The organism is Streptomyces sp. TLI_146 (assembly GCF_002846415.1).
Classification (GTDB): Bacteria; Actinomycetota; Actinomycetes; order Streptomycetales; family Streptomycetaceae; genus Streptomyces.
Genome location: NZ_PJMX01000002.1, coordinates 107287 through 130471, shown reverse-complemented (window position 1 = coordinate 130471; position 23185 = coordinate 107287). Strand labels below are relative to the sequence as shown.

9 protein-coding genes are annotated in these 23185 nt (G+C 75.4%); 1 reads left to right on the top strand and 8 read right to left on the bottom strand.

What is annotated here, in order from left to right:
* Positions 1–76 precede the first annotated feature (76 nt).
* Positions 77–775 carry a TetR/AcrR family transcriptional regulator gene (locus tag BX283_RS39550; protein WP_101393014.1) on the top strand — a complete coding sequence of 233 codons (699 nt, stop codon included), beginning with the start codon at positions 77–79 and terminating at the stop codon, positions 773–775.
* Positions 776–895: 120 nt separating this feature from the next.
* On the opposite strand, the gene BX283_RS39545 is transcribed toward BX283_RS39550, so the two are convergent.
* The 8 genes from BX283_RS39545 to BX283_RS40975 form a co-directional block, all read right to left on the bottom strand.
* Positions 896–1243: a nuclear transport factor 2 family protein gene (locus tag BX283_RS39545; RefSeq protein ID WP_101393013.1), complete on the bottom strand. Its 348-nt coding sequence runs from the start codon at positions 1241–1243 to the stop codon at positions 896–898.
* Between the two features lie 125 nt (positions 1244–1368).
* Positions 1369–2610, bottom strand: coding sequence for a cytochrome P450 (locus BX283_RS39540; protein ID WP_101393012.1), 1242 nt, complete (start codon positions 2608–2610; stop codon positions 1369–1371).
* 22 nt (positions 2611–2632) lie between these two features.
* Positions 2633–3904 carry a cytochrome P450 gene (locus tag BX283_RS39535; RefSeq protein ID WP_101393011.1) on the bottom strand — a complete coding sequence of 424 codons (1272 nt, stop codon included), beginning with the start codon at positions 3902–3904 and terminating at the stop codon, positions 2633–2635.
* Positions 3901–5595, bottom strand: a complete 1695-nt coding sequence (locus tag BX283_RS39530; RefSeq protein WP_101393010.1) for an acyl-CoA dehydrogenase family protein — start codon at positions 5593–5595, stop codon at positions 3901–3903. The genes BX283_RS39535 and BX283_RS39530 overlap by 4 nt, the downstream gene beginning before the upstream one ends.
* Positions 5596–5632: 37 nt before the next feature.
* Positions 5633–7279 carry an acyl-CoA carboxylase subunit beta gene (locus BX283_RS39525; RefSeq protein WP_101393009.1) on the bottom strand — a complete coding sequence of 549 codons (1647 nt, stop codon included), beginning with the start codon at positions 7277–7279 and terminating at the stop codon, positions 5633–5635.
* A 19-nt stretch (positions 7280–7298) separates the two neighbouring features.
* Positions 7299–8840 (bottom strand): FAD-dependent monooxygenase, encoded by a 1542-nt coding sequence (locus BX283_RS39520; protein ID WP_101393008.1) that lies wholly within the window; start codon positions 8838–8840, stop codon positions 7299–7301.
* On the bottom strand, positions 8837–14329 hold the full coding sequence (locus BX283_RS39515) for a type I polyketide synthase (RefSeq protein ID WP_101393007.1): 5493 nt from the start codon (positions 14327–14329) through the stop codon (positions 8837–8839). The genes BX283_RS39520 and BX283_RS39515 overlap by 4 nt, the downstream gene beginning before the upstream one ends.
* Before the next feature lie 173 nt (positions 14330–14502).
* A complete protein-coding gene (locus BX283_RS40975) occupies positions 14503–22995 on the bottom strand; it encodes a type I polyketide synthase (RefSeq protein WP_180357524.1) in 8493 nt (2830 codons plus the stop codon).
* Positions 22996–23185 lie beyond the last annotated feature (190 nt).

Sequence of the window (23185 nt, the reverse complement as noted above, 5' to 3'; positions counted from 1 at the left end):
TGCACTGCGCGCACTACCTACACAGTGTTTAACTTTCATATGCAGTATAGGAATCATGCACCGTAGAGTGTCAAGCATGGGGATCCCACGGAAGAGCCGGCGCGAGCGCCTTCGGGCACACACGACCTCCCAGATCAAGGCGACGGCCCTCGACCACCTGGCCGGCGGGGGCTCGGGCGCCCTCTCGCTGCGCGCCATCGCCCGCGAGATGGGCATGACGGCCGGCGCCATCTACAGCTACTTCGACACCCGCGAGGCGCTGATCACCGCGCTGATCGCGGACCTCCACACGGCCCTGGCCGACCTCCTGGAGGCCGCCTGCCGCGGCGCCGCCCAAGAGGGCCCGGCCGCCGCGGTGTTCGCGCTCGGCCACGCCTACCGGGACTGGGGCATCTCCCACCCGCGCCACTTCCATCTGATCCACGGTCACCCCGCGGGCGAGGGGCAGCCGGTGCCGGAGGCCGCCCACCGGGCCCCCGCCCTGCTCACCGGCCTGGTGGCCGCGTGTCTGCGCCTGCGGGGCGCGCCGGAGCCCGCGGCGGGCACCCACCCGTACGGCTGGGAGGACTTCGAGCCCGGCTTCGTCGCCCGGGTGCGCGCCACCCACCCCGAGGCCTCTCCGGCGGCCCTGGCGGGCGCGCTGCGGCTGTGGGCGCGGATGCAGGGCCTGGTGTCGCTGGAGGTGTACGGGCACCTCGGCGCCCAGACCCGGCAGCCGAGCAAGCTCTTCCACGCCGAGATGCGCCAGTCCCTGCTGGCCCTGGGCGCCTGCTGAACCGTACGAAAAAAGGGGGAGGGGCTCCCGTCCCTCCCCCTCCCTCCGCCGGGCAAGGCGAAGCGCCCGGCCGGGAATCCCGGCCGGGCGCAGGCCCGGTGGACCGCTCGTGGAGCGGGCTCAGTCGAAGAAGCCGTGCAGCCGCGCGATGCGGCCGTCGCGCAGCAGCACGTAGTCCTTGCCGCTGGCGATCGGGGCACCGCCCTCGGGGGCGGCGTCCCAGGCGAACAGCACGACGTCGTGGTGGGCCTTGACCTCGCCCAGGGCGAAGATCAGCCCGGGGGCCTGCTGGCGGAAGGCCCGCAGATACCCCTCGATGCCTTCCCAGCCGACGACCTCGCCCATCGGGTCGGAGTAGATCGCGTCCTCGGTGAAGAGTGCGCTGACCCCGGCCCGGCGACGGGCGTCGTCGGTCTCGTTGAAGACCTCGATGTACTTCTTCAGAAGGTCGTTGACGGACACGCTCATGGCAAAACCCCTCGAAACGAAGAGGTGAGCGCGCGCACGACGCAGACAGCGTGGCAAAGAACGCGGTGATGGACCGTCACCGCAGCAGACATGATCGATTCTACCGGACCGCAAAGGGTCCTGGGCTAGTGCGCGGGGCCCAGCGTGACCGGGATCTCGCTGTAACTGCGCTGGGTGATGGCGCCGTTGGTCGGCGGGGCGGGGGTGAGCAGCTCGGGCGTGAACTGCCCGAACAGCACGTTGAGGCCCACCTCGGTGATCAGCTTGGCCACCGGGGCCGCCACGCAGTAGTGGATGCCGTGCCCGAAGCCGAGGTTGCGCGGGCCGGTGCGGGCCAGGTCCAGCGCGTCCGGGTTCTCGTAGACCTCGGGGTCGCGGTTGCCGGAGGCGAGCATGAGGTAGACCTCCTCGCCCGCCTTGACCTCGACGCCGCCCACCACGGTGTCCTCCAGGGCCATGCGCTCCACGAGCTGCACCGTGCCGTCGTAGCGCAGCAGTTCCTCCACCGAGCGGTCGGCGTGCTCCGGGTGCTCGACGTAGTAGGCACGCTGCTCGGGGTGGTTCATCAGGGCGACCGCCGAGAGCCCGAGCATCGCCTGCGGCGCGGCGAACCCGGCCAGGAAGATCATGGAGATGGTCAGCAGCAGCTCGGTGTCGGTGAGCCGGTCGCCGGCCTCCTCGGCCCGGATCAGATCGGTGACCAGGTCGTCCTCGCGCGGATTGGCCCGGCGGTCCGCGATGATCTCCAGGCCGATCTCCATGACGCCCTCGCGCACCGCGTGGCGCTGGCGGTCCTGCTCGGGGGTGAGGGTGAAGCCCGGGTCCAGGCCCCGGCCGCCGTCGCGGCCGAAGTCGATGCACCGCTGGGTGTACTCCTCGGGCACGCCGACCAGGCGGTTGACGGAGCGCACCGCGAGCGGGCGGCTGAACTCGACGGACAGGTCCACCGGCCCGTCGCCGTGCCGCTCGCGGGCCGCGGTGAGCAGTTCGACGGCTATCTCCTCGATGACCGGGCGCAGCCGCTGCACCACCCGGGGGGTGAAGGCGCGGTTGACCAGGGACCGCAGCCGGGTGTGGTCCGGCGGGTCCATCAGCATCAGGCCGTCCCCGGGGCCCTCGGGCGTGGGGAGTTTGGCGTCCTGCACGCCCAGGCCATCGCCGTGGCCCAGGCGCGGGTCGCGCAGCGCCTTGTTGACCTCCTTGTAGGTCATCACCGCGACACCGGCGTCGGTGCGGTGCACCGCCGCCTGCTCCCGCAGCCTGGCGTAGTTCTCGTACGGGTTCGCCAGGAACTCCGGGTTCAGCGGGTCGTACGGCAGGACCTGCGGCGGCTTGTTCTCTTCGGTCGGCGCGAGCATCTCGGTCATACGGGGCTCTCCTCGGGGACTCTCACGCGGGCAGCAGCTCGACGGGCAGGTCGAGCAGCACGGTGTGCTTGTTGTAGGGGGTGTGGATGGCGGGCCCGGCGGGCCGGATCCGGGCGACGCGGTCCAACAGCCGCTCCAGCAGCGGGCGCAGGGCGCGCCGGGCGGCGTCCGCGCCGGCGCAGTCGTGGACACCGGCGCCGAAGGACAGGTGCGGGTTGGGGTTCCTGCGTACGTCGAACGTGTCGGGGTCGGTGAAGACCGACTCGTCGCGGTTGGCCGACGGCCACCACAGGGTGACCTTGTCGCCCGCCCGGATCAGCTGGCCGTGCATCGCGACGTCGCGGGTCGCGGTGCGCCGGTTGTACGGGTTGGGCGGCGTCCAGCGCAGCAGTTCCTCGATGGCGCCGGGCACCAGCGAGCGGTCCTCGCGCAGCAGTTGCCACTGTTCGGGGTGCTCGGCGAGCGCGAGCAGGGCGGCGGCCAGCACGTTGCGCACCTGCTCGTAGCCGTGCATCAGCAGGACGAGGAAGTTGTGCTCGCGCTCGTGGGCGCTCAGCGGCGGCTCGCCGGAGCCGTGGGCGAGGTGGCCGTGGGCGAGCAGCGAGCCGAAGTCCTGGCCGGGCGTCTCCCGCTTGGCGGCCAGCAGGTCCTGGAAGTAGCGGGCCATGGTCATGAAGGTGGTGCGGGAGAAGTCGTCGGCCTGCCCGGTGCGGCGGTTGGCCAGGCCCACCACCCCGTGCACCCAGGTCAGCAGGCGGTCCCAGACGTCCTCGGGGGCGCCGAAGAGACCGGCGACGGCCCGCAGGGCGTACGGTTCGGCCAGTTCGTCGACGAGGTCGACGGTGCCGCGCGCGAGCACCGCGTCGACGAGCTCGGCGGCGTGGCCGCCCAGTTCGTCGTCGGCGACCAGCGAGGAGGGCCCCGTGAGCGACGGGGTGATCATGTCCTTGAACACCTGGTGGCGCGGGTCGTCCATCATCGGCAGCAGGACCCCGGCGTGGACGCCGATCTCCATGTCCTCCAGATGGGTGCCGCCGCCCTTGCGGCCGGGGCCGCCCTGGGCGGAGAACGCCGGGTCGGCGGCGACGGCCGCGATGTCGGCGTACCGGGTGAGCACCCAGAAGCCCTCGCCGTCGGTGCCGGTGGCGCCCGGCGGGTGGAACAGCAGGGGCGCCTCGCGGCGCAGCCGGGCGAACAGGGCGTAGGGCACGCCGTCGGTGAAGCGGGTGTGGTCGGTGAGGTCGAAGCCGTCGAGGACGCCGGGCAGTCCGGCGGTGACGGGGAGGGCGGTCACGAGTGGACCCTTTCTTTCGCGGGCCCCGCGGCGGGGTCCTGGGAGGGGCGGCCGGCCGCCAGCCAGGCGCGGCTGATCCCGGCGTAGTCGGGCACGTCGGAGCGTTCTTCGGCGCTCAGGCGCCGGATGAGCGAGGTGACACGGTGCAGGGCCGCCTCGGCGTACACGTCGGCGAGGTCCTGGGCGGGGCCGTCCCCTTCGCTCTGAGCGCGGCCCAGCACCGCGCAGAGCGCGAAGAGCTCGGTGGCGAGGCGGCCCACCAGGATCACCGCCTCCTCCTGCCCGGCCGGGTCCAGTCCCGCGGCCACGAGCCGGCGGCAGGCCAGGTAGAGCTCCGGGAAGACGCTGGCGGCGGCCCCCAGATGACGGCGGTTGGCCTCGCTGAGCCGGGTGCCGGAGATCTCGGGGGCCTGGAACGCGGCCGGGGCCCCGGCCTGGTGGCGGGCGAGCAGCATGCGCCCGGCGCGGTGGTCGTTGATGAAGTCGACGTTGCCGACGACGCGCAGGGTGCGCGCGTCGCGGTGGTAGCGCTCCACGGGGTGCGGCACGGCCCCCCGGCGGCGCTTGCTGCGCTCGGTCTCGATGCCCTCGCCGCCGAGCAGCGAGACGGTGCGGTCGCTGGCCCGCCAGCCGCGTTCGGCGGCCAGGTTCTTGGTGACGTACAGCTCGAAGGCCCGGTCCTTTGGGCCGCGCTCCAGCATGGTCCAGCGCACCGCGCTCTCCACGGCGAACTCGTCGGACAGGTTGGCGGCGATGATCCGCTGGATCTTGTCGTACTCGGCCAGCGGGCGTCCGTCGATACGGCGCCGGGCGACGAACTCGCCGGTGTACTCCAGGCAGTTGCGCAGCACCGCCAGGGCGCCCGCCGACGCGAACGCGGTGCGGCCGTAGGAGCCCTGGAGGGCGATGGCCCGGGGCAGGCGCATGGTGGCGTCGCCCAGCAGGGCGCGCTCGGCCGGGACCCGCGCGCCGGTGAGCCGGAACGACGCCGACAGGCCGTTGACGCCGATGAACTCGCTCGGCGAGATGACCTCGAAGCCGGGGGTGTCGGTGGGCAGGAAGAAGACGCCCGCCACGGGTCCGCCGGGGCCGGTGACGGTGGCGGAGACCCCGATGACGTCGGCCAGGTGCGCGTTGGCGATGAAGAGCTTCTCGCCGTCGAGCAGATAGGCCGAGCCGTCCTCGGTGAGGGTGGCGGTGGTGGCGGGCAGGGTGTTGTTCTGGCCCGCCGGGTCGGTGTCGCCGAAGCCGGAGATGGCGCCCGCCGCGCTGTGCGCGCTGAGGAAGTCGTACAGCGGGCCGGGCTCCAGGGCGGGCAGCAGCGCGCCGGCGGCGATGCCGTTCTGCACCAGCAGCATCTGCCCCACACCCATGGAGCGGCTGTCCGCCCGCGCCGCGAGCTGGACCAGGCCGTAGGGGGTCAGGCCCCGCCCCGAGGGGCCGCGCAGCTGGAAGAAGCCCCGGGCGCGGAGCTCCTCGACCAGTCCCTCGGGCCATACGCCCGTACGGTCCACCTCGTCGCCGTCGACCCGGGCGTCGACGAGCCCGCCGAGCTCCGCGAGGGCTTCGCGCTGGGCGGGCGGCTCCTCGGGGCCGGGCTCGGGGAAGTCGGCGAACAGCTCCCAGGGGAGGCGTCCCGAGGCGAGTCCCTCGATGAAGCTCCGCGGTGCGGCGGGCGGTTGCTGGGGCATGCGCTGCTCCTTGGCGGTGGTGGGGGGCGGGTGCGGGTCAGGCGGGCTGGTTGCCGTGCTTGCGCGAGGGCAGGTCGGCGTGCTTGGACCGCAGCATCGCCAGCGACCTGATCAGCACGGTGCGGGTGTCGGCCGGGTCGATCACGTCGTCCACCAGGCCGCGTTCGGCGGCGTGGTAGGGGTGCATGAGCTCCGCCTTGTACTCCGCGATCTTGTGCGCGCGCATCGTCTCGGGGTCGTCGGAGCCGTTGATCTCGCGGCGGAACACCACGTTGGCCGCGCCTTCGGCGCCCATCACCGCGATCTCGTTGCTCGGCCAGGCCAGCGACAGGTCGGCGCCGATGGACTGGGAGTCCATGACGATGTACGCGCCGCCGTAGGCCTTGCGCAGGATCAGCGAGATCCGCGGCACGGTGGCGTTGCAGTACGCGTACAGCAGCTTGGCGCCGTGCCGGATGATCCCGCCGTGCTCCTGGGCCACGCCCGGCAGGAAGCCGGGCACGTCCACCAGCGTGACCAGCGGGATGTTGAACGCGTCGCAGAACTGCACGAAGCGGGCCGCCTTCTCGGAGGCGGAGATGTCGAGCGCCCCGGCCATCGCCCGGGGCTGGTTGGCCACGACGGCGACGACCTGGCCGTCCAGGCGCGCCAGCGCGCACACCACGTTGAGCGCCCAGTCGGGGTGGACCTCGAAGTAGTCGCCCTCGTCGACGATCTCCTCGATGACGGCGCGCATGTCGTACGAGTCCTTCGCGGACAGCGGCACCAGGCCGGCCAGCGACTCGGTGCGGCGGTCGGCCCGGTCGCCCGAGGCGGCCGCGGGAGGCAGCTCGCGGTTGTTCGACGGCAGCAGCGAGAGCAGGTAGCGGACCTCCTCCAGGCAGGTCTCCTCGTCGTCGTAGGCGAAGGTGGCCACCCCCGAGGTCGCCGCGTGGACGTCGGCGCCGCCGAGCCCGTCCTGGCTGACCTCCTCGCCGGTGACGGTCCGCACCACGTCGGGCCCGGTGAGGAACATCTGCGAGGTGCCGCGGACCATGAAGACGAAGTCGGTCAGGGCGGGCGAGTAGGCGGCGCCGCCCGCGCACGGGCCGAGCATCACGGAGATCTGCGGGATGACGCCGGAGGCCCGCGTGTTGCGCTGGAAGATGCCGCCGTAGCCCGCAAGCGCCGTGACGCCCTCCTGGATACGGGCGCCCGCGCCGTCGTTGAGGGAGACCAGCGGGGCCCCGGCGGCCAGCGCCAGGTCCATCAGCTTGTGGATCTTGGCGGCGTGCGCCTCGCCGAGCGCGCCGCCGAAGATGCGGAAGTCGTGCGCGTAGACGAAGACCGTCCGGCCGTGGACGGTGCCCCAGCCGGTGACGACGCCGTCCGTGGACGGGCGGCGCTCCTCCATGCCGAAGCCGGTCGCGCGGTGCCTGCGCAGCCCCTCCACCTCGGTGAAGCTGTCCTTGTCCAGGAGCAGGCCGATGCGCTCGCGGGCGGTCAGTTTGCCCTTGGCGTGCTGGCGTTCGGTGGCCGCGGGGTCCGGGCCCTGGACGGCTGCCTCCTTGCGGCGGGCGAGTTCGGCGCGCAGGTCGGCGAAGGTGGGCTGGGGAGCCGGCGCGGGGGCCGGGACGGGTGCGGCCGGGGACGGGACGGGGGCCGTCCGGGCCGCCGGGACCGCGCCGACGAGGGTGCTGTGCATACCTGTTCCTTCTTCGTGGTCAGGCGGACGGGGTGAGCCGCCCGGCCCGCAGGCCGATGAGCAGGCTCTCCACCTGGTCCAGCCCCGCCGCGTCGGTGCCGGAGGCGGCGACGTAGCCGTCGGGGCGGACCAGGACGTAGCCGGTCGTGCCCCACCGGGTGTGGTGCTCGTGGGTGAGGGCCGCGCTGTGCGCCTGGGCCAGGCGCCGGCCGCGGCCGGCCAGGGCCGAACCGGCCGGGCGCCCCAGCGTCAGCAGACGAAAGCCCGTGCCGGCGCCGGGAGCGGCGGCGGGCACCCAGTGCGGGGCCCGCGCGCCGGGCTTGGGCAGGGCGCGGCCGGGCAGGCGCAGCGCAGCGCCGCGCCGCTCGGAGGCGGGCCGGTGCGCGGGCAGCAGCACCTCGGGGTAGCGCACCCGGCGTCCGGCGAGCAGCGGCACGAACCAGTTGCGCAGCACCCCGGTGGCGCCGAGCACCTTCCAGGAGGCGTTCTGCACCCGGGAGGCGGCCGGGCCGAGGGTGAACATCTTGATCAGCCGGTGGGTGGTGGTGACGATCTGCCGGGCGGCCTGCAGGCGCTCGGGCTCGTAGCTGTCCAGCAGGGCGGGCGCGTACTGGCCGTTGATGACGGCGGCCAGCTTCCACGCCAGGTTGTGGGCGTCCTGGAGCCCCAGGTTGAGGCCCTGGCCGCCGACCGGGGTGTGGGTGTGGGCGGCGTCGCCCACCAGGAACGCCCGGCCCCGGCGCATACCGGCGGCGATCCGCTCGGCGGTGGCGAAGGTGGCGAGGGTGTCCAGTTCGACGACCTTCAGCCCGCCGCCGGTGCGCTCGTCCAGGAGCTCCTGGACGGCCTCGGTGGTGAGCGGGAAGCCGGGGGCCAGCACGCCCGAGACGCGGACCCTGCCGCCGGGCATCGGGCCGAAGACGACCGAGCCCTTGGGGCCGAGGTGGTAGTGCAGGGTGCCGGGCTCGTAGTCGCCCTCGATACGGCCCTCGGCGAGCAGGAAGTCCAGCGGCAGCCGCACCCCGCCGAACTCGATGCCGAGCTGGTCGCGGACGACGCTGTGCACGCCGTCCGCGCCGACCAGCCAGTCGGCCTCGATCAGCTGCATGACGCCGTCGGGTCCCTCCGCCTTGACGCTCGCGCCGGAGTCGGTGAGCTCGACGGCGGTGACGCGCACGCCCCGCTCGACGCGTCCGCCCAGCCGCTCCAGGGCTTCCTCCAGGAGCTCCATGGTCTGCTCCTGGGGCAGCAGCAGCGGCTCGTTGCCGCCCAGCGGCACGGTCAGCACGCTGTCGCGCAGGTGGTACACGTTGCTGTGGACGCGCAGGCCCCGGCGCAGCGCCTCGTCCAGGACGCCGACGGTGCGCAGGACGTCGAGGCCGAGCGGCCACAGCTGCACGGCCCGGGAGCCGATGGCCCGGTCGGTGCGGGCCTCCAGGATCCGCACCGGGACCCCGAGCTGCATCAGTTCGCAGGCGAGCGCCAGGCCGCACGGCCCGGCTCCGACGATCAGAACGGGGGTGCTGCCGCTTTCGGATGCGGGCAGGGTGCTCTCGGTCATGCGGGCGTGCTCCTTCGTTCCGAGGATTGCGGGGCGGGCTCGGCGGGAGCCGGCAGCCAGGCCCGGACCAGCCGGGCGGTCGCGGGGGCGTGGTGGGTGAGCAGGGAGAAGCGGTCGCCCGGTGCCCGCACCGTGCGGTGCGCGGCGGGCCGGGATGCCCGGTCCGCGCGATCGGCGGTGCGCACCAGCAGGACGGGTGCGGCGGGAGCGGGCGCGGGCGGGCCGGTGAGCAGCGGGACGTAGGCGCCCAGCGCGGTCAGCCGCACTTCCCGGGCCGCCTCGGTCGCGGGCGGCGCGTCCAGGAACGGCCCGTGTTCGGCGGCGAGTTCGTCCTCGCTCAGCAGCGCCGTGTCCAGCAGGACGACACCGGCCACCGCGTCCCCGGCCGCCTCCAGGCGGGCCGCGGCGGCCCGCGCGAGCAGACCTGCGGCGCCGTGGCCGGCCAGCACGGCCGGTGCTCCCTGGGCCCGGCGGCGTACCGCCTCGGCGACGGCCGCGGCCAGCGCGTCCAGGCTCCCCGGCACGCGCTCGCCCGCCCGCAGGCCCGGCAGGCTGAGCGCGGTGACGTCGTACGCGCCCTCGAAGTGCGCGGCGAAGTCGGCGAACTGCTCCGGGCCCGCGGCGCCCAGCGGGCTCGGCAGGCAGAACAGCGCGACACCGCCGGGGCCGGAGGCGAGCGGGACCGCCTCGGGCAGGTCGCGCTCCTCGGGCACCTCCCCGAAGGAGGCGCGGTATCCGGCGGCGGCGGTCAGGAACCGCACGTACTCCCCCGCCCGGCCCTCCTTACGGGCCCGCGAGAACAGCGGGGCGAGCAGACCGGTCCCGGGCGCCTGCGGCGCGCCGGCGCCGGGCCGGGCCAGTTCGGCGGCGAGGTGGGCCGCCAGCGCGTGAGGGGTGCGCTGTTCGAGGATGGCGCGGACGGTCAGCCGGGCCCCGGTGGCGGCGGCGAGCCGGTTGCGCAGCTCGACCGTGGTGAGCGAGTCGAGGCCGAGCTCCAGGAACATCAGGGCCGGATCGAGCGAGGCGGCGTCCGCGTGGCCGAGGACCGCGGCGATCTCGCGGCAGACCAGGGCGAGTACCTCGCGGTGCAGCTCGGCCGGGGCGAGCCGGGCGAGCGAGGCGCGCAGCGCGGCCGGTGCGGGCCCCTCCTGCGGCGCGGCGCCGGACGCGGCCGCCGCGCGGCGCGGCGCGGGCGCGGCTCCGGGGAGCTCGGCGAGCAGCGCCGCCGGCACCGCCGGGCCGAGCGCGGCGAGATGGCGGTGCCAGTCGGCGTCGGCGACCAGGGCCGCGCTGTCGCCGCGCCGCAGGATCTCCTCCAGGGCGGCCGACGCCAGTTCGGGGTCGAGGGGGCGGACGGCGCCGGGCTCCTCCCGTACGGGAGTGCGGTCCTCGGCCCACGGGCCCCAGGTCACCGAGGCGGCGGGCAGCCCCTCGGCGGCGCGGTGCGCGGCGAGCGCGTCGAAGTAGGCGTTGCCTGCCGCGTGCCCGCCGCCGAGCGCCCCGTCGAGCGTGGCGAACAGGACGAACGCGGTGAGCGGCAGGCCGCGGGTGAGGTCGTGCAGATGCCAGGCGGCGGCCGCCTCGGCCGCGAGCAGCCGGGCGTGCTCCTCGGGGCCGGTGGCCGTCGGCTCCGCGCCGCGCGCGGCGCCGGTGTGCACGACGGTCCTCAGCTCCAGGCCTTCGGGCACCGCCGCGAGGGCGCGGGCCAGTGCCCCGGGGGCGGCCGGGTCGGCCTCGACGAGTGTCACCCCGGCGCCGAGGGCGGCGAGTTCGGCGACCAGCGCGGCGCTGCGCCGCGTATCGGGCAGCTGCGCCTCGGTCAGCACCAGGTGCCGCGCGCCCGCCCGGGCCAGCCAGCGGGCCACGTGCGGGCCGGGGCCGGTGAGGCCGCCGGTGACCAGCGCCGCGCCGTCGGTGGACCAGGCCTCGCCGGGCGCCGCCGGGGCGTCGGCGCGCACCAGTCGGCGGGCCAGGACACCGGTGGCGCGCACGGCCAGTTCCCGTTCGCCGTCCGGGTCGCCGGAGGCGGCCAGCAGCAGGGCGAGCCGGGTGCCGGTCCGCTCGTCCAGATGCGCCGGAAGGTCGATCAGGCCGCCCCGCAGCGCCGGGTTCTCCCGTACCGCCGCGCGGGCCAGGTCCCACAGCTGGGCCTGGGCGGGCCCGGCCACCGCGTCGCGCGGGCCGGTGGTGACGGCGCCCTGGGTGAGCGTCCACACGGGCGCTGCGGCGCCGAGCGCGGCGAGGGCGCGCAGCAGGACGGCGGTCGTGCCCACCCCGCCCTCGTGCGGGTCGCCGGGCGTGGTCGCCAGCTCCACCACACCAGTGGCGCCCGCCGCGTCCGCCCGGGCGAGCCGCGCGGCCAGCAGCTCGGCGTCGGCGTTCTCGGGGTCGTTCTCGACGCGCCGCACGCGGGCGCCGTGCCGGGCCAGCGCGGCCTCGACCGCGTCCGCCGCGCTGTCGCCGCTGCGGGTGACGAGCAGCCAGTCGCCGGACAGGAGCGCGTCGTCGGGCTCGGGCAGCGGCCGCCACACGGCCCGGTGGTGCCAGGAGGACAGGGCCGTACGGATACGGCGGCCGCGGCGCCAGGTGGCCAGCGCGGGCAGCAGCTCGCGCAGCGCTCCGGCCCGCCCGGCGCCGCCCAGGCGCAGCGCCTGGGCGGCGCCGGGCGCGTCCCCGCTGTCGACCGCCTCCCACAGCGCGTTCAGCGCGGGCCCCTGCGCCCGGGTGCGGGCGCTGTCGGCGGCCTCGGGCAGGAACCAGTAGCGCTTGCGCTGGAACGGGTAGGTGGGCAGGTCGATCCGGTGGGCGGCGGTGCCGGTGAACTCGGTGCTCCAGTCCACCGGCAGGCCCCGCACCCACGCCTCGGCGAGCGAGGCGTGCAGCCGGTCGAGTCCGCCCTGGCCCCTGCGGAGCGTGGCGAGCGCGGTGATCCGGGCGCCGGCCGCCTCGGCGCTCTCCTCGGCGGCGGTGGTGAGCACCGGGTGTGCGCTGACCTCGATGAACGTGGTGTGCCCGGCGGCCAGCAGGGTGTGCATGGCCGGGGCGAAGGAGACGGGGCGGCGGCAGTTCTCGTACCAGTACTCGGCGCCCAGCTCGGTGCCGTCCAGGACGGTGCCCAGGGCCGTCGAGTACTGCGGCAGCGCGGCCTTGGTGGGGGTGACGAAGTCGAGCTCGGCCAGCAGGCGTTCGCGCAGCGGCTCCACCTTGGGGCTGTGGGAGGCGACCGTGGAGGGCACGATGCGCGCCCGTATCCCTTCGGCGGTCACCGCCGCGACGAGCTCTTCGAGGGCGTCGTTGTCGCCCGCGACGGTGACGGCGGTGGGGCCGTTGACACCCGCGGTCCACAGCCGGCCGGGGTAGGCCTCAAGGCGGCGCGCGAGCTCGTCCTCGCCCATCTGGAGGGAGGCGACGGCGCCGTGCCCGGTCAGCTCCTCGGCGAACAGCCGCGAGCGCACCAGGATGACGCGGACGGCGTCCTCCAGGGTGAGCGATCCGGCGACGTGGGCGGCGGCGACCTCGCCCTGGGAGTGGCCGACGACGGCGTCGGGGTGGATGCCGCGCGCCTGCCACACGGCGGCGAGCGCGATGTTGACGGCGAACAGGACCGGCTGGAGCACCTCGATGCGCTCCAGCGCGGCCGCGTCGCCGAGCGCCCGGGCCGGGTCCCAGTCGACGTGGCGGCGCAGCACCCGCGCGCACTCCTCGAAGCGGCCTTGGAACACCGGGTCGGCGGCGAGGAGTTCGCGGGCCATGCCGACCCACTGGCTGCCCTGGCCGGGGAAGACGAACACGGTCTTGCCGTGGCCGCGCCCGGCCCCGCCCCCCTTGACGACCTGGGGGGAGGCGGCGCCCCTGGCGAGCGCGTCCAGGCCCGCGGTGAGCTCGGCCCGGTCCGCGCCGAGGACGACCGCGCGATGGCCGAGCGCGGAGCGGGTGACGGCCAGCGACAGGGCGACGTCCGCCGCGGCGGGCTCCTGCCCGGTGGCCAGGAAGGCGCGCAGCCGCGCGGCCTGGGCGCGCAACGCGCCCTCCCCCGCGCCCGACAGGACGAACGGCAGGACCGCCGGGAGCGCCCGGGAGGCCTCCTGCGGCTCGGACTGGGGCTCGGGCTGCGGCTCGGACTGGGGCTCCGGCTCGGGGGCCTGCTCCAGGATGACGTGGGCGTGGGTGCCGGTGATCCCGGAGGCGGACACGCCCGCGCGGCGCGGACGCCCGGTCTCGGGCCACGGTGTCCTGCGGGTCAGCAGCTCCAGCGGGCCGCCGTCCCAGTCGATGTGCGGGGACGGTGTGCCGGTGTGCAGCGTCGCCGGGAGCTCACCGTGGCGCAGCGCCATCACCGTACGGACGATGCCCGCCAGACCGGCGGCGGCCAGGGTGTGTCCGAGCTGGGACTTGACGGTGCCGACCAGCAGCGGCCGGTCCTCCTGGCGGCCCTTGCCGTACGCCGCGGCGAGCGCCGCCGCCTCGGCCAGGTCCCCGGCCAGGGTGCCCTCGCCATGCGCCTCCACCGCGTCCACGTCGGACGGGGCGAGACCGGCGTCGGCCAGGGCCTGTTCGATGACGCGGCGCCGGGCGCGGCGGCCCGGGACGCCCCCGCTGTTGCCCTCCTGGTGGACGGCGGTGCCGCGGACCACGGCCAGCACGGGGTGGCCCAGGCGCCGGGCCTCGGAGAGCCGTTCGACGACCAGGACGCCCACACCCTCGGCCAGGGCCGTGCCGTCGGCCCCGGCGCCGAACGCCTTGATGCGCCCGTCCGGGCTGAGGGCCCCGCGCCGCCCGAAGTCGGTGAAGCTGTCGGGGGTCGCCAGCACGGTCGCGCCGCCGACCAGGGCGAGCGAGCACTCGCGGCGGCGCAGCGAGCGCACCGCCATGTGCAGCGCGACCAGCGAGGTGGAGCAGGCGGTGTCGACGGTGACCGCCGGGCCCTCCATGCCCAGAATGTACGAGAGCCGGCCGGACAGGACGCTGCCCGCCAGGCCCGTCAGCCGGTAGGGCTCGATCTCGTCGCTGGGGTCGGCGAGCACCAGGCCGTAGTCCTCGGTGACGCGCCCCGCGAAGATGCCGGTGCTGCTGCCCTTGAGCGCCCTCGGGTCGATCCCGGCGCGCTCCAGGGCCTCCCAGGAGGTCTCCAGGAACAGCCTTTGCTGCGGGTCCATGGCGAGGGCCTCGCGCGGCGAGATACCGAAGAACTCGGCGTCGAAGTCGGCCGCGTCGTGCAGGAACCCGCCCACCCGCACCCCGCCCGCGCCGTCCTCGGGCCGGGTCCAGCCCCGGTCGGCGGGGAAGGCGCTGCCCGCTTCCCGGCCGTCGAGCAGGAAGTCCCACAGGTCCTCGGGCGAGCGCACCCCGCCGGGGAAGCGGCAGGCCATGGAGACGACGGCCATCGGCTCGGACCGGTCGGCCTCCGCCTCCTTCAGCCGCCTGCGCGAGTCGTGCAGTTCGACCGTGGCGCGCTTGAGGTAGTCCCTCAGCTTCTGTTCGTCCGACATGTGCTCCGTGGTCCTTCCCGGCGATGTGGGGCTACGAGGGGTGGTGCGCGGCCGTCCGTCACGCGCCGCGGCTCAGAGCCTGTCTTTGAACCCCCGCCGTCCGCCCGGAGGGCGGGCGCAGCGGCGGTCGGTGCGTGCGATCGGGGCGCAGGCGGGAGTTCACAGCAGGGCTCTCAGGGCTCGATGCCCTCGCGCGCCATACGGATCAGCTCCTCGACGTCCATGGCGTCGATGAGGTCCGGCTCGACGGCCTCCGCCTCGCTGTGCGGCGCGGAGGCGGCCGGGTCGGGCCCGTCCGCCTCCTCGTCCTGGGCGGGGAACAGCTCGGCGGCCAGGTGCCCGGCCAGTCCTGCCGGGGTGGGGAAGTTGAAGACGACGGTGGCGGGCAGCCGCAGGCCGGTCGCCTTGCCGAGCCGGTTGCGCAGTTCGACGGCGGTCAGCGAGTCCAGGCCCAGGTCCTTGAACCCCTTGACGGCGTCGACGCCGTCGGCGGAGTCATAGTCGAGCGCGGCCGCGAGCTCGGTGCGGACCAGGTCGAGCACGGCCTTCTCCCGCTCCGCCGCCGCCAGCGGCGCCAGGCGTTCGGCGAGGCTCCGGCCGGGCGCGGTGGCGTCCGCGCCGCCCGCCGCGGCCGCCGCCCGCCGTACCGGGACGCGGACCAGGCCGCGCAGCAGGTGCGGGAGTTCGGCGCCCCGGGCGCGCAGCACCTTCGTGTCGTACAGGACGGGCGCCAGCGCGGGCGCCTCCAGGGCGAGCGCGGTGTCGAACAGGGCAAGGCCCCGCTCGGGCTCGATCGCGCTCATCCCGGCCCGGGCGAAGCGTGCCTGGTCGGCGGCGCCGAGCTGGGCGGCCATGCCGCCCTGGGCCCAGGGGCCCCAGGCGAGCGCGGTGGCCGTGAGGCCCTGGGCGCGGCGGTGGGCGGCGAGCGCGTCCAGGAAGGCGTTGCCCGCCGCGTAGTTGGCCTGTCCGGCGCCGCCGACCCAGCCCTGGATCGAGGAGAACAGGACGAACGCCTTGAGGTCCAGGTGGGCGGTGGCCTCGTGCAGATGCCAGGCGGCGTCGGCCTTGGGCCGCAGCACCAGGTCGAGGCTGTCCGGGGTGAGCGCCCCGAAGGTCGCGTCGTCCAGGACGCCGGCGATGTGGACGACCCCGCTGACCGACCGGTCGGCGGGCACCCGGGCGAGGACCGCCGCCACGGCGGCCCCGTCGGCGGTGTCGCAGGCCGCGAACTCGGCGCGGGCGCCCAGTCCGGCCAGTTCCGCCGCGAGTTCACCGGCCCCGGCGGCGTCCGCGCCCCGGCGGCTGACGAGCAGCAGATCGCGTACGCCGTACGCGGTGACCAGGTGGCGGACGAAGAGGCCGCCGAGCGCTCCGGTGGCGCCGGTCACCAGCACGGTGCCGTCGCCGAACCGCGCCCCGGGATCCCTCTCCTCGGTTGCGGCCTCGGCCCGTGCGAGCCGCGGCACCAGCGCCGCCCCGCCCCGTACCGCGAGTTGGGGCTCGCCCGAGGCGACCGCGCCGGCGAGCGCCGCCCAGGACTCGCGGGTCCCGTCCACATCGGCGAGGACGATCCGGTCCGGGTTCTCGGTCTGGGCCGAGCGCAGCAGGCCCCATACGGCGGCCGACGGCAGGTCGGTGACCTCGTCGCCGTCCAGCGCGGCGACCGCCCCCGAGGTGGCGACGACCAGGCGGCCGCCCTCGAAGCGTTCCTGTGCCAGCCAGTCCTGCACCGAGGCAAGTACCCGGCGCGTCGTCTCGTGGACCGCGTCGACCACGTCGCCGCCCGGGGCGGCCGTGAGCGGCAGCAGCAGGACGTCCGGCGCCGCCTCGACGGCGGCCAGGCGGTCGGCCGCGTTCGCGTCCAGGCCCTCGGGCGCCGTACCCAGAACCGTCCAGCGCTGCTCGGCACCGGCCCGTACGGACGGCTCAAGGGCACGCCAGTCCACCCGGAACAGCCCGTCCTCGGCGGCGCGGGCGGCCCGCAGCCGGGCCCGGGAGACGGGTCGGCGGTGCAGGGCCTCGACGGTCGCGACGGGGTTGCCCGCCGCGTCGGCCACATCGATGGAGACCGCGTCGGACGCGGTCGCGGTGAGCCGGACGCGGGCGGCGGAGGCGCCGGTGGCGTGGAGGTGGATGCCGGTGAAGGCGAAGGGGAGGTGGGTCTCGTCGGGGGTGGCGGGGAGGGCGCCGAGCTCGATGGCGTGCAGGGCGGCGTCGAGCAGCGCGGGATGCAGACCGTACCGTGCGGCCTGTTCGCCCTGTGCGTCGTCGAGGGCGACTTCGGCGAAGACCTCGTCACCGCGCCGCCAGACGGCCTTGAGGCCCTGGAACACGGGGCCGTACTCGAAGCCCTGGTCCGCCAGCGCCTCGTACCGGCCCGCCAGGTCGACGGCCTGCGCGCCCTGCGGCGGCCAGTCGCCGCCCAGTGCGGCGGCCGCGGCGGGTACCGCGTCGGCGGCGGGCGCGGGGGCGAGCACACCCGCCGCGTGGCGCGTCCACTCGCCCTCGTCGCCGTCCTCGGCCCGGGAGTGGACGGCGACGGACCGGCGGCCCGACTCGTCCTCCTCCTCGACGACGACCTGGAGCTGGACGCCGCCGGTCGCGGGCAGCACGAGCGGCGCCTCCAGCATCAGCTCCTCAAGGACACCGCTGCCGACCTGGTCCCCCGCGCGGATCGCGAGTTCGACCAGTCCGGTGCCGGGGAACAGGACGGTGCCCAGGACCGCGTGGTCGGCCAGCCACGGCTGGGCGGCCATGGACAGCCGCCCGGTGAGCAGGGCGCCGTCGCGCCCGGCGAGCGGCACGGCGGCGCCGAGCAGCGGATGCCCGGTCGCGCCCAGCCCGAGCCCGGCGGCGTCGGCCGCCTGGGGGGCTGCCGGGAGGTACCAGTACCGCTTGTGCTGGAAGGCGTACGTGGGCAGTTCGACCTTCCGCGCGCCGCGCCCGGCGAAGACGGCGGGCCACTGCGGCGAGAGGCCGCGGGTGTGCAGCGCGGCCACCGCGCGCCACAGGGAGGCCGGTTCGGCCGCGTCGCGGCGGAGCGCCGGGACCAGCAGCACGTCGTCGTCCGCGTCGGCGAGCGACTCGGCGCCGAGGGCGGTGAGGACGGGGTGGGGGCCGAGTTCCAGGAAGGTGCGGGTGCCCTGGGTGTGGAGGGTGGTGAGGGTGTCGTGGAAGCGGACGGCTTCGCGGATGTGGCGGAGCCAGTAGTGGGGGGTGGACAGGTCGTCGCCGGTGGCGAGTTCGCCGGTGAGGTTGGAGACGACGGGGGTGTGGGGGGTGTGGAAGGTGAGGGTGTCGAGGACCTTCTCGAAGTCGTCGAGCATCGGGTCCATGAGGGGCGAGTGGAAGGCGTGGCTGACGTTGAGCCGTCGGGTCTTGACGCCCAGTTCCTCCAGGTGGGCGGCGGCCTTGAGGGCGTCCGCCTCGGCGCCGGAGATGACGACGGCGGTGAGGGTGTTCACGGCCGCGATCGCCACGGTGTCACCGGTGCCGGTGGCGGCGAGGGCGTCGGTGACCTGTTCCTCGGTGGCGCGGATGGAGATCATGGTGCCGCCGGTGGGGAGGTTGTTCATGAGGCGGGCGCGGGCGGTGATGAGGGTGGTGGCGTCGGGGAGGGTGAGGACGCCTGCGGCGTGGGCGGCGACGACTTCGCCGACGGAGTGTCCGGCGAGGTGGGTGGGGTTGAGGCCCCAGGCGGTGGTCTGGCGGTAGAGGGCGGTTTCCAGGGCGAACAGGGTGGTCTGTGTGAAGACCGTCTGGTCCAGGGCCTGGGCGTGGGGGGTTTCGGGTTCGGCGAACATGAGGTCGCGCAGGGAGGCGGCGTCGACCTCGGCCAGCTCGGCGGCGAGTTCGGCGTCGAGCAGGGCCAGGGTCTCGTCGAGCGCGTTACGGAAGGCGGGGTGCGTGGCGTAGAGCTCGCGTCCCATTCCGGGGCGCTGGCTGCCCTGCCCGGTGAACAGCACCGCGAGCCCACCGCCCGACGCGGTGACGCGGCCCGTCACGACCCGGCCGCTCTCCTCACCGGCGGCGAGCGCGGCGAGCCCCGACAGCAGCTCCTCGCGGTCGGCGGCGGTCACCACGGCCCGGTGCTCCAGCGCCGCCCGGGTCGTGGCCAGCGAATAGCCGACCTCCACCGGTCCGAGAGCGGGGCGCTCGGCCAGGAACTCGCCCAGCCGGGCGGCCTGTCCGCGCAGCGCCTCGGGGCTGCGCGCCGACACCACGACCGGCACGGCACCCGAGGCGTCGGCCTCGGCCATGTCCTCCGCCTGGGTCTCCACCGCACTCTCCAGAACCACATGGGCGTTGGTGCCACTGATGCCGAAGGAGGAGACACCGGCGCGGCGCGGCCGTCCGGTCCGCGGCCAGTCGCGCGCCTCGGCCAGCAGCTCGACGGCGCCCGCCTCCCAGTCGATGTACGGGGAACGGTCCTGCGCGTGCAGCGTCGACGGCAGCACACCGTGACGCATCGCCATGACCATCTTGATGATGCCGCTGACACCGGCTGCGGCCTGGGTGTGGCCGAGGTTGGACTTGAGCGACCCCAGCCACAGCGGGTCCCGGCCGTCGCGGCCCTGCCCGTACGTGGCCAGCAGCGCATGGGCCTCGATGGGGTCGCCGAGGCGGGTGCCGGTGCCGTGGGCCTCGACGGCGTCGACGTCGGCGGGGCTGAGCCGGGCGTCGGCGAGCGCGGCCTTGATGACGCGCTGCTGGGAGGGCCCGTTGGGGGCGGTCAGGCCGTTGGAGGCACCGTCCTGGTTCACCGCCGTGCCGCGTACCACCGCGAGGATGTCGTGGCCCAGGCGCTCAGCGTCCGACAACCGCTCCACGAGCAGCACACCCGCGCCTTCGGCCCAGCCGGTCCCGTCGGCGTCCGCCGAGAACGAGCGGCAGCGCCCGTCCTCGGACAGACCACCCTGGCGGGAGAACTCCACGAAGGTGCCGGGAGTCGACATGACGGTCACACCACCGGCCAGCGCCACATCGCACTCACCACGCCGCAGCGCCTGCACCGCCAAGTGCAGCGCCACCAGCGACGACGAACAGGCCGTGTCGACCGTCACCGCCGGACCCTCGAAACCGAAGGTGTACGACACACGGCCCGACAGCACGCTGCTGGCGCCGCCGGTCATGTGCTGGCCCTCCAGCGGGTCGGGGCCGCCGCCCGGGGCGGTGCGGTCGGGGAACATGAAGGTGCCCGCGTAGACGCCGGTGTTGGAGCCGCGCAGGGCGGCCGGGTCGATCCCGGCCCGCTCGATCGCCTCCCAGGAGGTCTCAAGCAGCAGCCGCTGCTGCGGGTCCATCGCCAGGGCCTCGCGCGGCGAGATCCCGAAGAACTCCGCGTCGAACTCCGCCGCCTCGTGCAGGAACCCGCCCTGACGCGTATACGACGTACCCGCAACCGACCGGTCCGGGTTGTAGATGCCCTCCACATCCCAGCCACGGTCCGTCGGGAAGCCGCCGATGACGTCGCGGCCCTCGGCGACGAGCTCCCACAGGGCCTGGGGGGAGTCGACGCCGCCCGGAAGGCGGCAGGCCATGCCCACGATGGCGATCGGCTCGTCGTCCCGCTCCCGGCCGGGCCGGGCCGCGGCCACGTCGGCGAGGGCGTCCTCGCCGAGGTGGCGGATCAGGGCGTCGGGGGTGGGGTGGTCGAAGACGAGGGTGGAGGGCAGGGCGACTCCGGCGGCCTCGGTGAGCAGGTCGCGGAGCTCGACGGCGGCCAGCGAGTCGAAGCCGAGGTCCTTGAACGTACGGTCCCGCTCGACGCGTTCGGCCGTGCCGTGGCCGAGCACCGCGGCCACCTGGGTCAGCACGAGGTCGGCCAGCGCGCGCTCGCGCTCCGCGGCGGGCAGGGCGGCGAGCCGCTCGCGCAGGGCGTCGGCGGGCGTGGTGGCAGCGGGCTCGGCGGCGGCCGGGGCCCGGTCCGCGGTGGGAGCGGCGGGGACGGCGCCCGGGGCCGCAGCAGGCGCACCGGTGCCCGCGCCGAGCCAGTGGCTCTCGCGCTGGAAGGCGTAGGTGGGCAGGGGGACGCGCTGTCCGCCCGTACCCTCCAGGAACCGCTCCCAGTCGACGGGCACCCCGCGTACATGCAGATGCGCGACCGCCGCCGCGAGGGTGTCCGGCTCGGGGCGTCCGGCGCGGGCGGTGGGCAGGAACACCGCGTCGGCGCCCACGCAGTCGCGGCCCATGGTGGCGAGCACCGCGTCCGGGCCGACTTCGAGGTGCACGGTGACGCCCCGCTCCTCCAGGGCGCGCACGCCGTCGAGGAAGCGCACGCCCTCGCGGGCGTGGCGCACCCAGTGCTCCGGGTCGAGCAGTTCGTCGGGGGTGACCGCGCGGCCGGTGAGGTTGGAGACGACCGGCAGCTCGGGGCGGTGGTAGGTCAGGCCGCGCGCGACCTCGCGGAAGGCGTCGAGCATGCCCTCCATGTGCGGCGAGTGGAAGGCGTGGCTGACCCGCAGGCGCTTGGTCTTGCGGCCGCGCGCCCGCCACGTCCCGGCGAGGGCCAGGACGGCGTCCTCGTCCCCGGCCAGGACGGTGGCGGCGGGGCCGTTGAGCGCGGCGATCTCCACGCGCCCGGTGAACCCGGCCAGCTCCGGGGCAAGTTCGGCCTCCGAGGCCTGGACGGAGACCATGGCGCCGCCCTCGGGCAGGGCCTGCATCAGCCGGCCGCGCGCGGCGACCAGGGCGGCAGCGTCGGCCAGGGACAGGACACCGGCGGCGTGCGCGGCGGTGAGCTCGCCGATCGAGTGGCCGAGCAGGGCGTCGGGGGTGATGCCCCAGTGCCGCAACAGCCGGTACAGGGCGCTCTCGTACGCGAACAGCGCGGCCTGGGTGTGGACGGTCTGGTCGAGCAAGGCGGCGTCGGGCGCCTCGGGGCCCGCGAGGACCAGCTCGCGCACCGACCGGTCGAGGTGGGTGTCCAGCTCGCGGCAGGCGGCGTCGAAGGCGTCGGCGAAGACGGGGTGGGCGGCGTGCAGGGCGGCGCCCATGCCGGGCCGCTGGCTGCCCTGGCCGGTGAAGAGGAAGGCGAGGCCGGGCGCGCCCGGTGCGGCGGCGGCCCGTACGACGCGTGCGGAGGTGCGGCGTTCGGCGAGGTCGCCGAGGGCGTCGGCGAGGGCGTCGCGGCCGTCGGCGAGCAGCACGGCCCGGTGCCGGTGGTGGGTGCGGCTGAGCGCCGTGGTGCGGGCCAGGTCGGCCACGGTGTCGCCGGGCCGCCCGGCGAGGTGGGCGCGCAGGCGCCGCGCCTGGTCGTGCAGCGCGCCCTCGACGTGGCCGGAGAGCAGGACGGGGTGCGGGCCGACGGGGGCGGCGGCGGCCGGGGCGGTCTCGGGGACGGGAAGCCCGGTGGTGTCACTGAGCACGAGGTGGCAGTTGGTGCCGCCCATGCCGAAGGAGCTCACCCCCGCGTACACCGGGCCGTCGCCGCCCTCGGTGAGGTCGACGGCGTCGGCGGCGACCCGCAGGCCGAGCGCGTCCAGGTCGATCGCCGGGTTGGGGCTCTCGTAGTTCAGGCTGGGCGGCAGGGTGGACTCGCGCAGGCTGAGGGCGGCCTTGAGGAACCCGGCGACGCCCGCGGCGCCTTCGAGGTGCCCGATGTTGGTCTTGACGGAGCCGACCAGGAGGGGCGAGGCGTCCGGCTGGGCGCGGCCGATGACCGCGCCCAGCGCGGACGCCTCTATGGGATCGCCGACGGGGGTTCCCGTGCCGTGCAGCTCCACGAAACGCACCTGCGCGGGGTCCACTCCCGCGTTTTCGTAGGCCCTTCGCAGGACGTCTCGCTGTGCGCTCTCGCGGGGCGCGGTGAGGGTGTCACCGCCGCCGTCGTTGTTGACGGCGCCGCCCCGGATCACGCAGTACACGGTGTCGGCGTCGGCGAGGGCTTGACGGAGTGTTTTGAGCACGACGACACCGCCGCCCTCGCCGCGTACGTAGCCGTCGGCGCGGGCGTCGAAGACGGACGCCCGGCCGGTCGGCGAGAGGGCACCGAAGCGCTCGGCCGCGGTGAAGCCCTCGGAGAGGAGGTTGAGGCTGACGCCGCCCGCCAGGACCAGGTCGCTCTGGCCGGCGCGCAGGCTCTCGCAGGCCAGCTGGATGGCGACGAGCGAGGAGGACTGGGCGGTGTCGACGACGATGCTGGGACCCTGCAGGCCCAGCGCGTAGCTGACGCGGTTGGCGATGACACCGCGGCTCAGGCCCGCCAGGGTGCGGCCGTTGACCGCGTCGGCGCCCCGCTGGTGGGCGAGCTTGGCGTAGTCGTCCCAGATCGCGCCGAGGTAGACGCCGGTGGCGGTGTCCTTGAGGGAGGCGGGCAGGATGCCGGCGTCCTCCAGGGCCTCCCAGGCCAGTTCCAGGGCGAGCCGCTGCTGGGGGTCCATGTCGGCGGCCTCGCGCGGCGAGATGCCGAAGAACTCCGCGTCGAAGCGGTCGGGGCCGTCGAGGAACCCGGCCCGCAGCGGCCGGGCGCCCTCGGGCCGGGGCGCGAGCCCGGGGCGGCCGGGCGGCACGTCGGTGACGGCGTCGGCGCCGCTGACGAGCAGCTGCCAGAAGGCGGCCGGGTCGGGTGCGCCGGGCAGACGGCAGGCCAGCCCGACGACGGCGACAGGCTCCACCGGGGCCGGCTGGTCCTGCGCGCCGCTGTCGAAACGGGGTTCGTCGGTCATGGCCGTACCCTCGCCTTCCTTTCAGGCTTGCTCAGACGTTCCTCGGGGCTTCCACAGGTCGCTCTTCGGGGTTTTCCTCCCCGTTTCGCCCTGGGATCCGCCGTCGGCCCCGCACGTCGCGGGGCCGTATGAGAAGCGTGCCGAAAACCGGTCGCACACCCGGTTTCCGGCACGCCGCTTTCCGGTGCCG

Bases quoted from the DNA above. Each gene is read 5' to 3' on its own strand.
- BX283_RS39530 (WP_101393010.1), bottom strand. From the start codon at position 5,595: ATGCCCCAGCAACCGCCCGCCGCACCGCGGAGCTTCATCGAGGGACTC.
- BX283_RS39550 (WP_101393014.1), top strand. From the start codon at position 77: ATGGGGATCCCACGGAAGAGCCGGCGCGAGCGCCTTCGGGCACACACG.
- BX283_RS39525 (WP_101393009.1), bottom strand. From the start codon at position 7,279: ATGCACAGCACCCTCGTCGGCGCGGTCCCGGCGGCCCGGACGGCCCCC.
- BX283_RS39515 (WP_101393007.1), bottom strand. From the start codon at position 14,329: ATGTCGGACGAACAGAAGCTGAGGGACTACCTCAAGCGCGCCACGGTC.
- BX283_RS40975 (WP_180357524.1), bottom strand. From the start codon at position 22,995: ATGACCGACGAACCCCGTTTCGACAGCGGCGCGCAGGACCAGCCGGCC.
- BX283_RS39540 (WP_101393012.1), bottom strand. From the start codon at position 2,610: ATGACCGAGATGCTCGCGCCGACCGAAGAGAACAAGCCGCCGCAGGTC.
- BX283_RS39545 (WP_101393013.1), bottom strand. From the start codon at position 1,243: ATGAGCGTGTCCGTCAACGACCTTCTGAAGAAGTACATCGAGGTCTTC.
- BX283_RS39520 (WP_101393008.1), bottom strand. From the start codon at position 8,840: ATGACCGAGAGCACCCTGCCCGCATCCGAAAGCGGCAGCACCCCCGTT.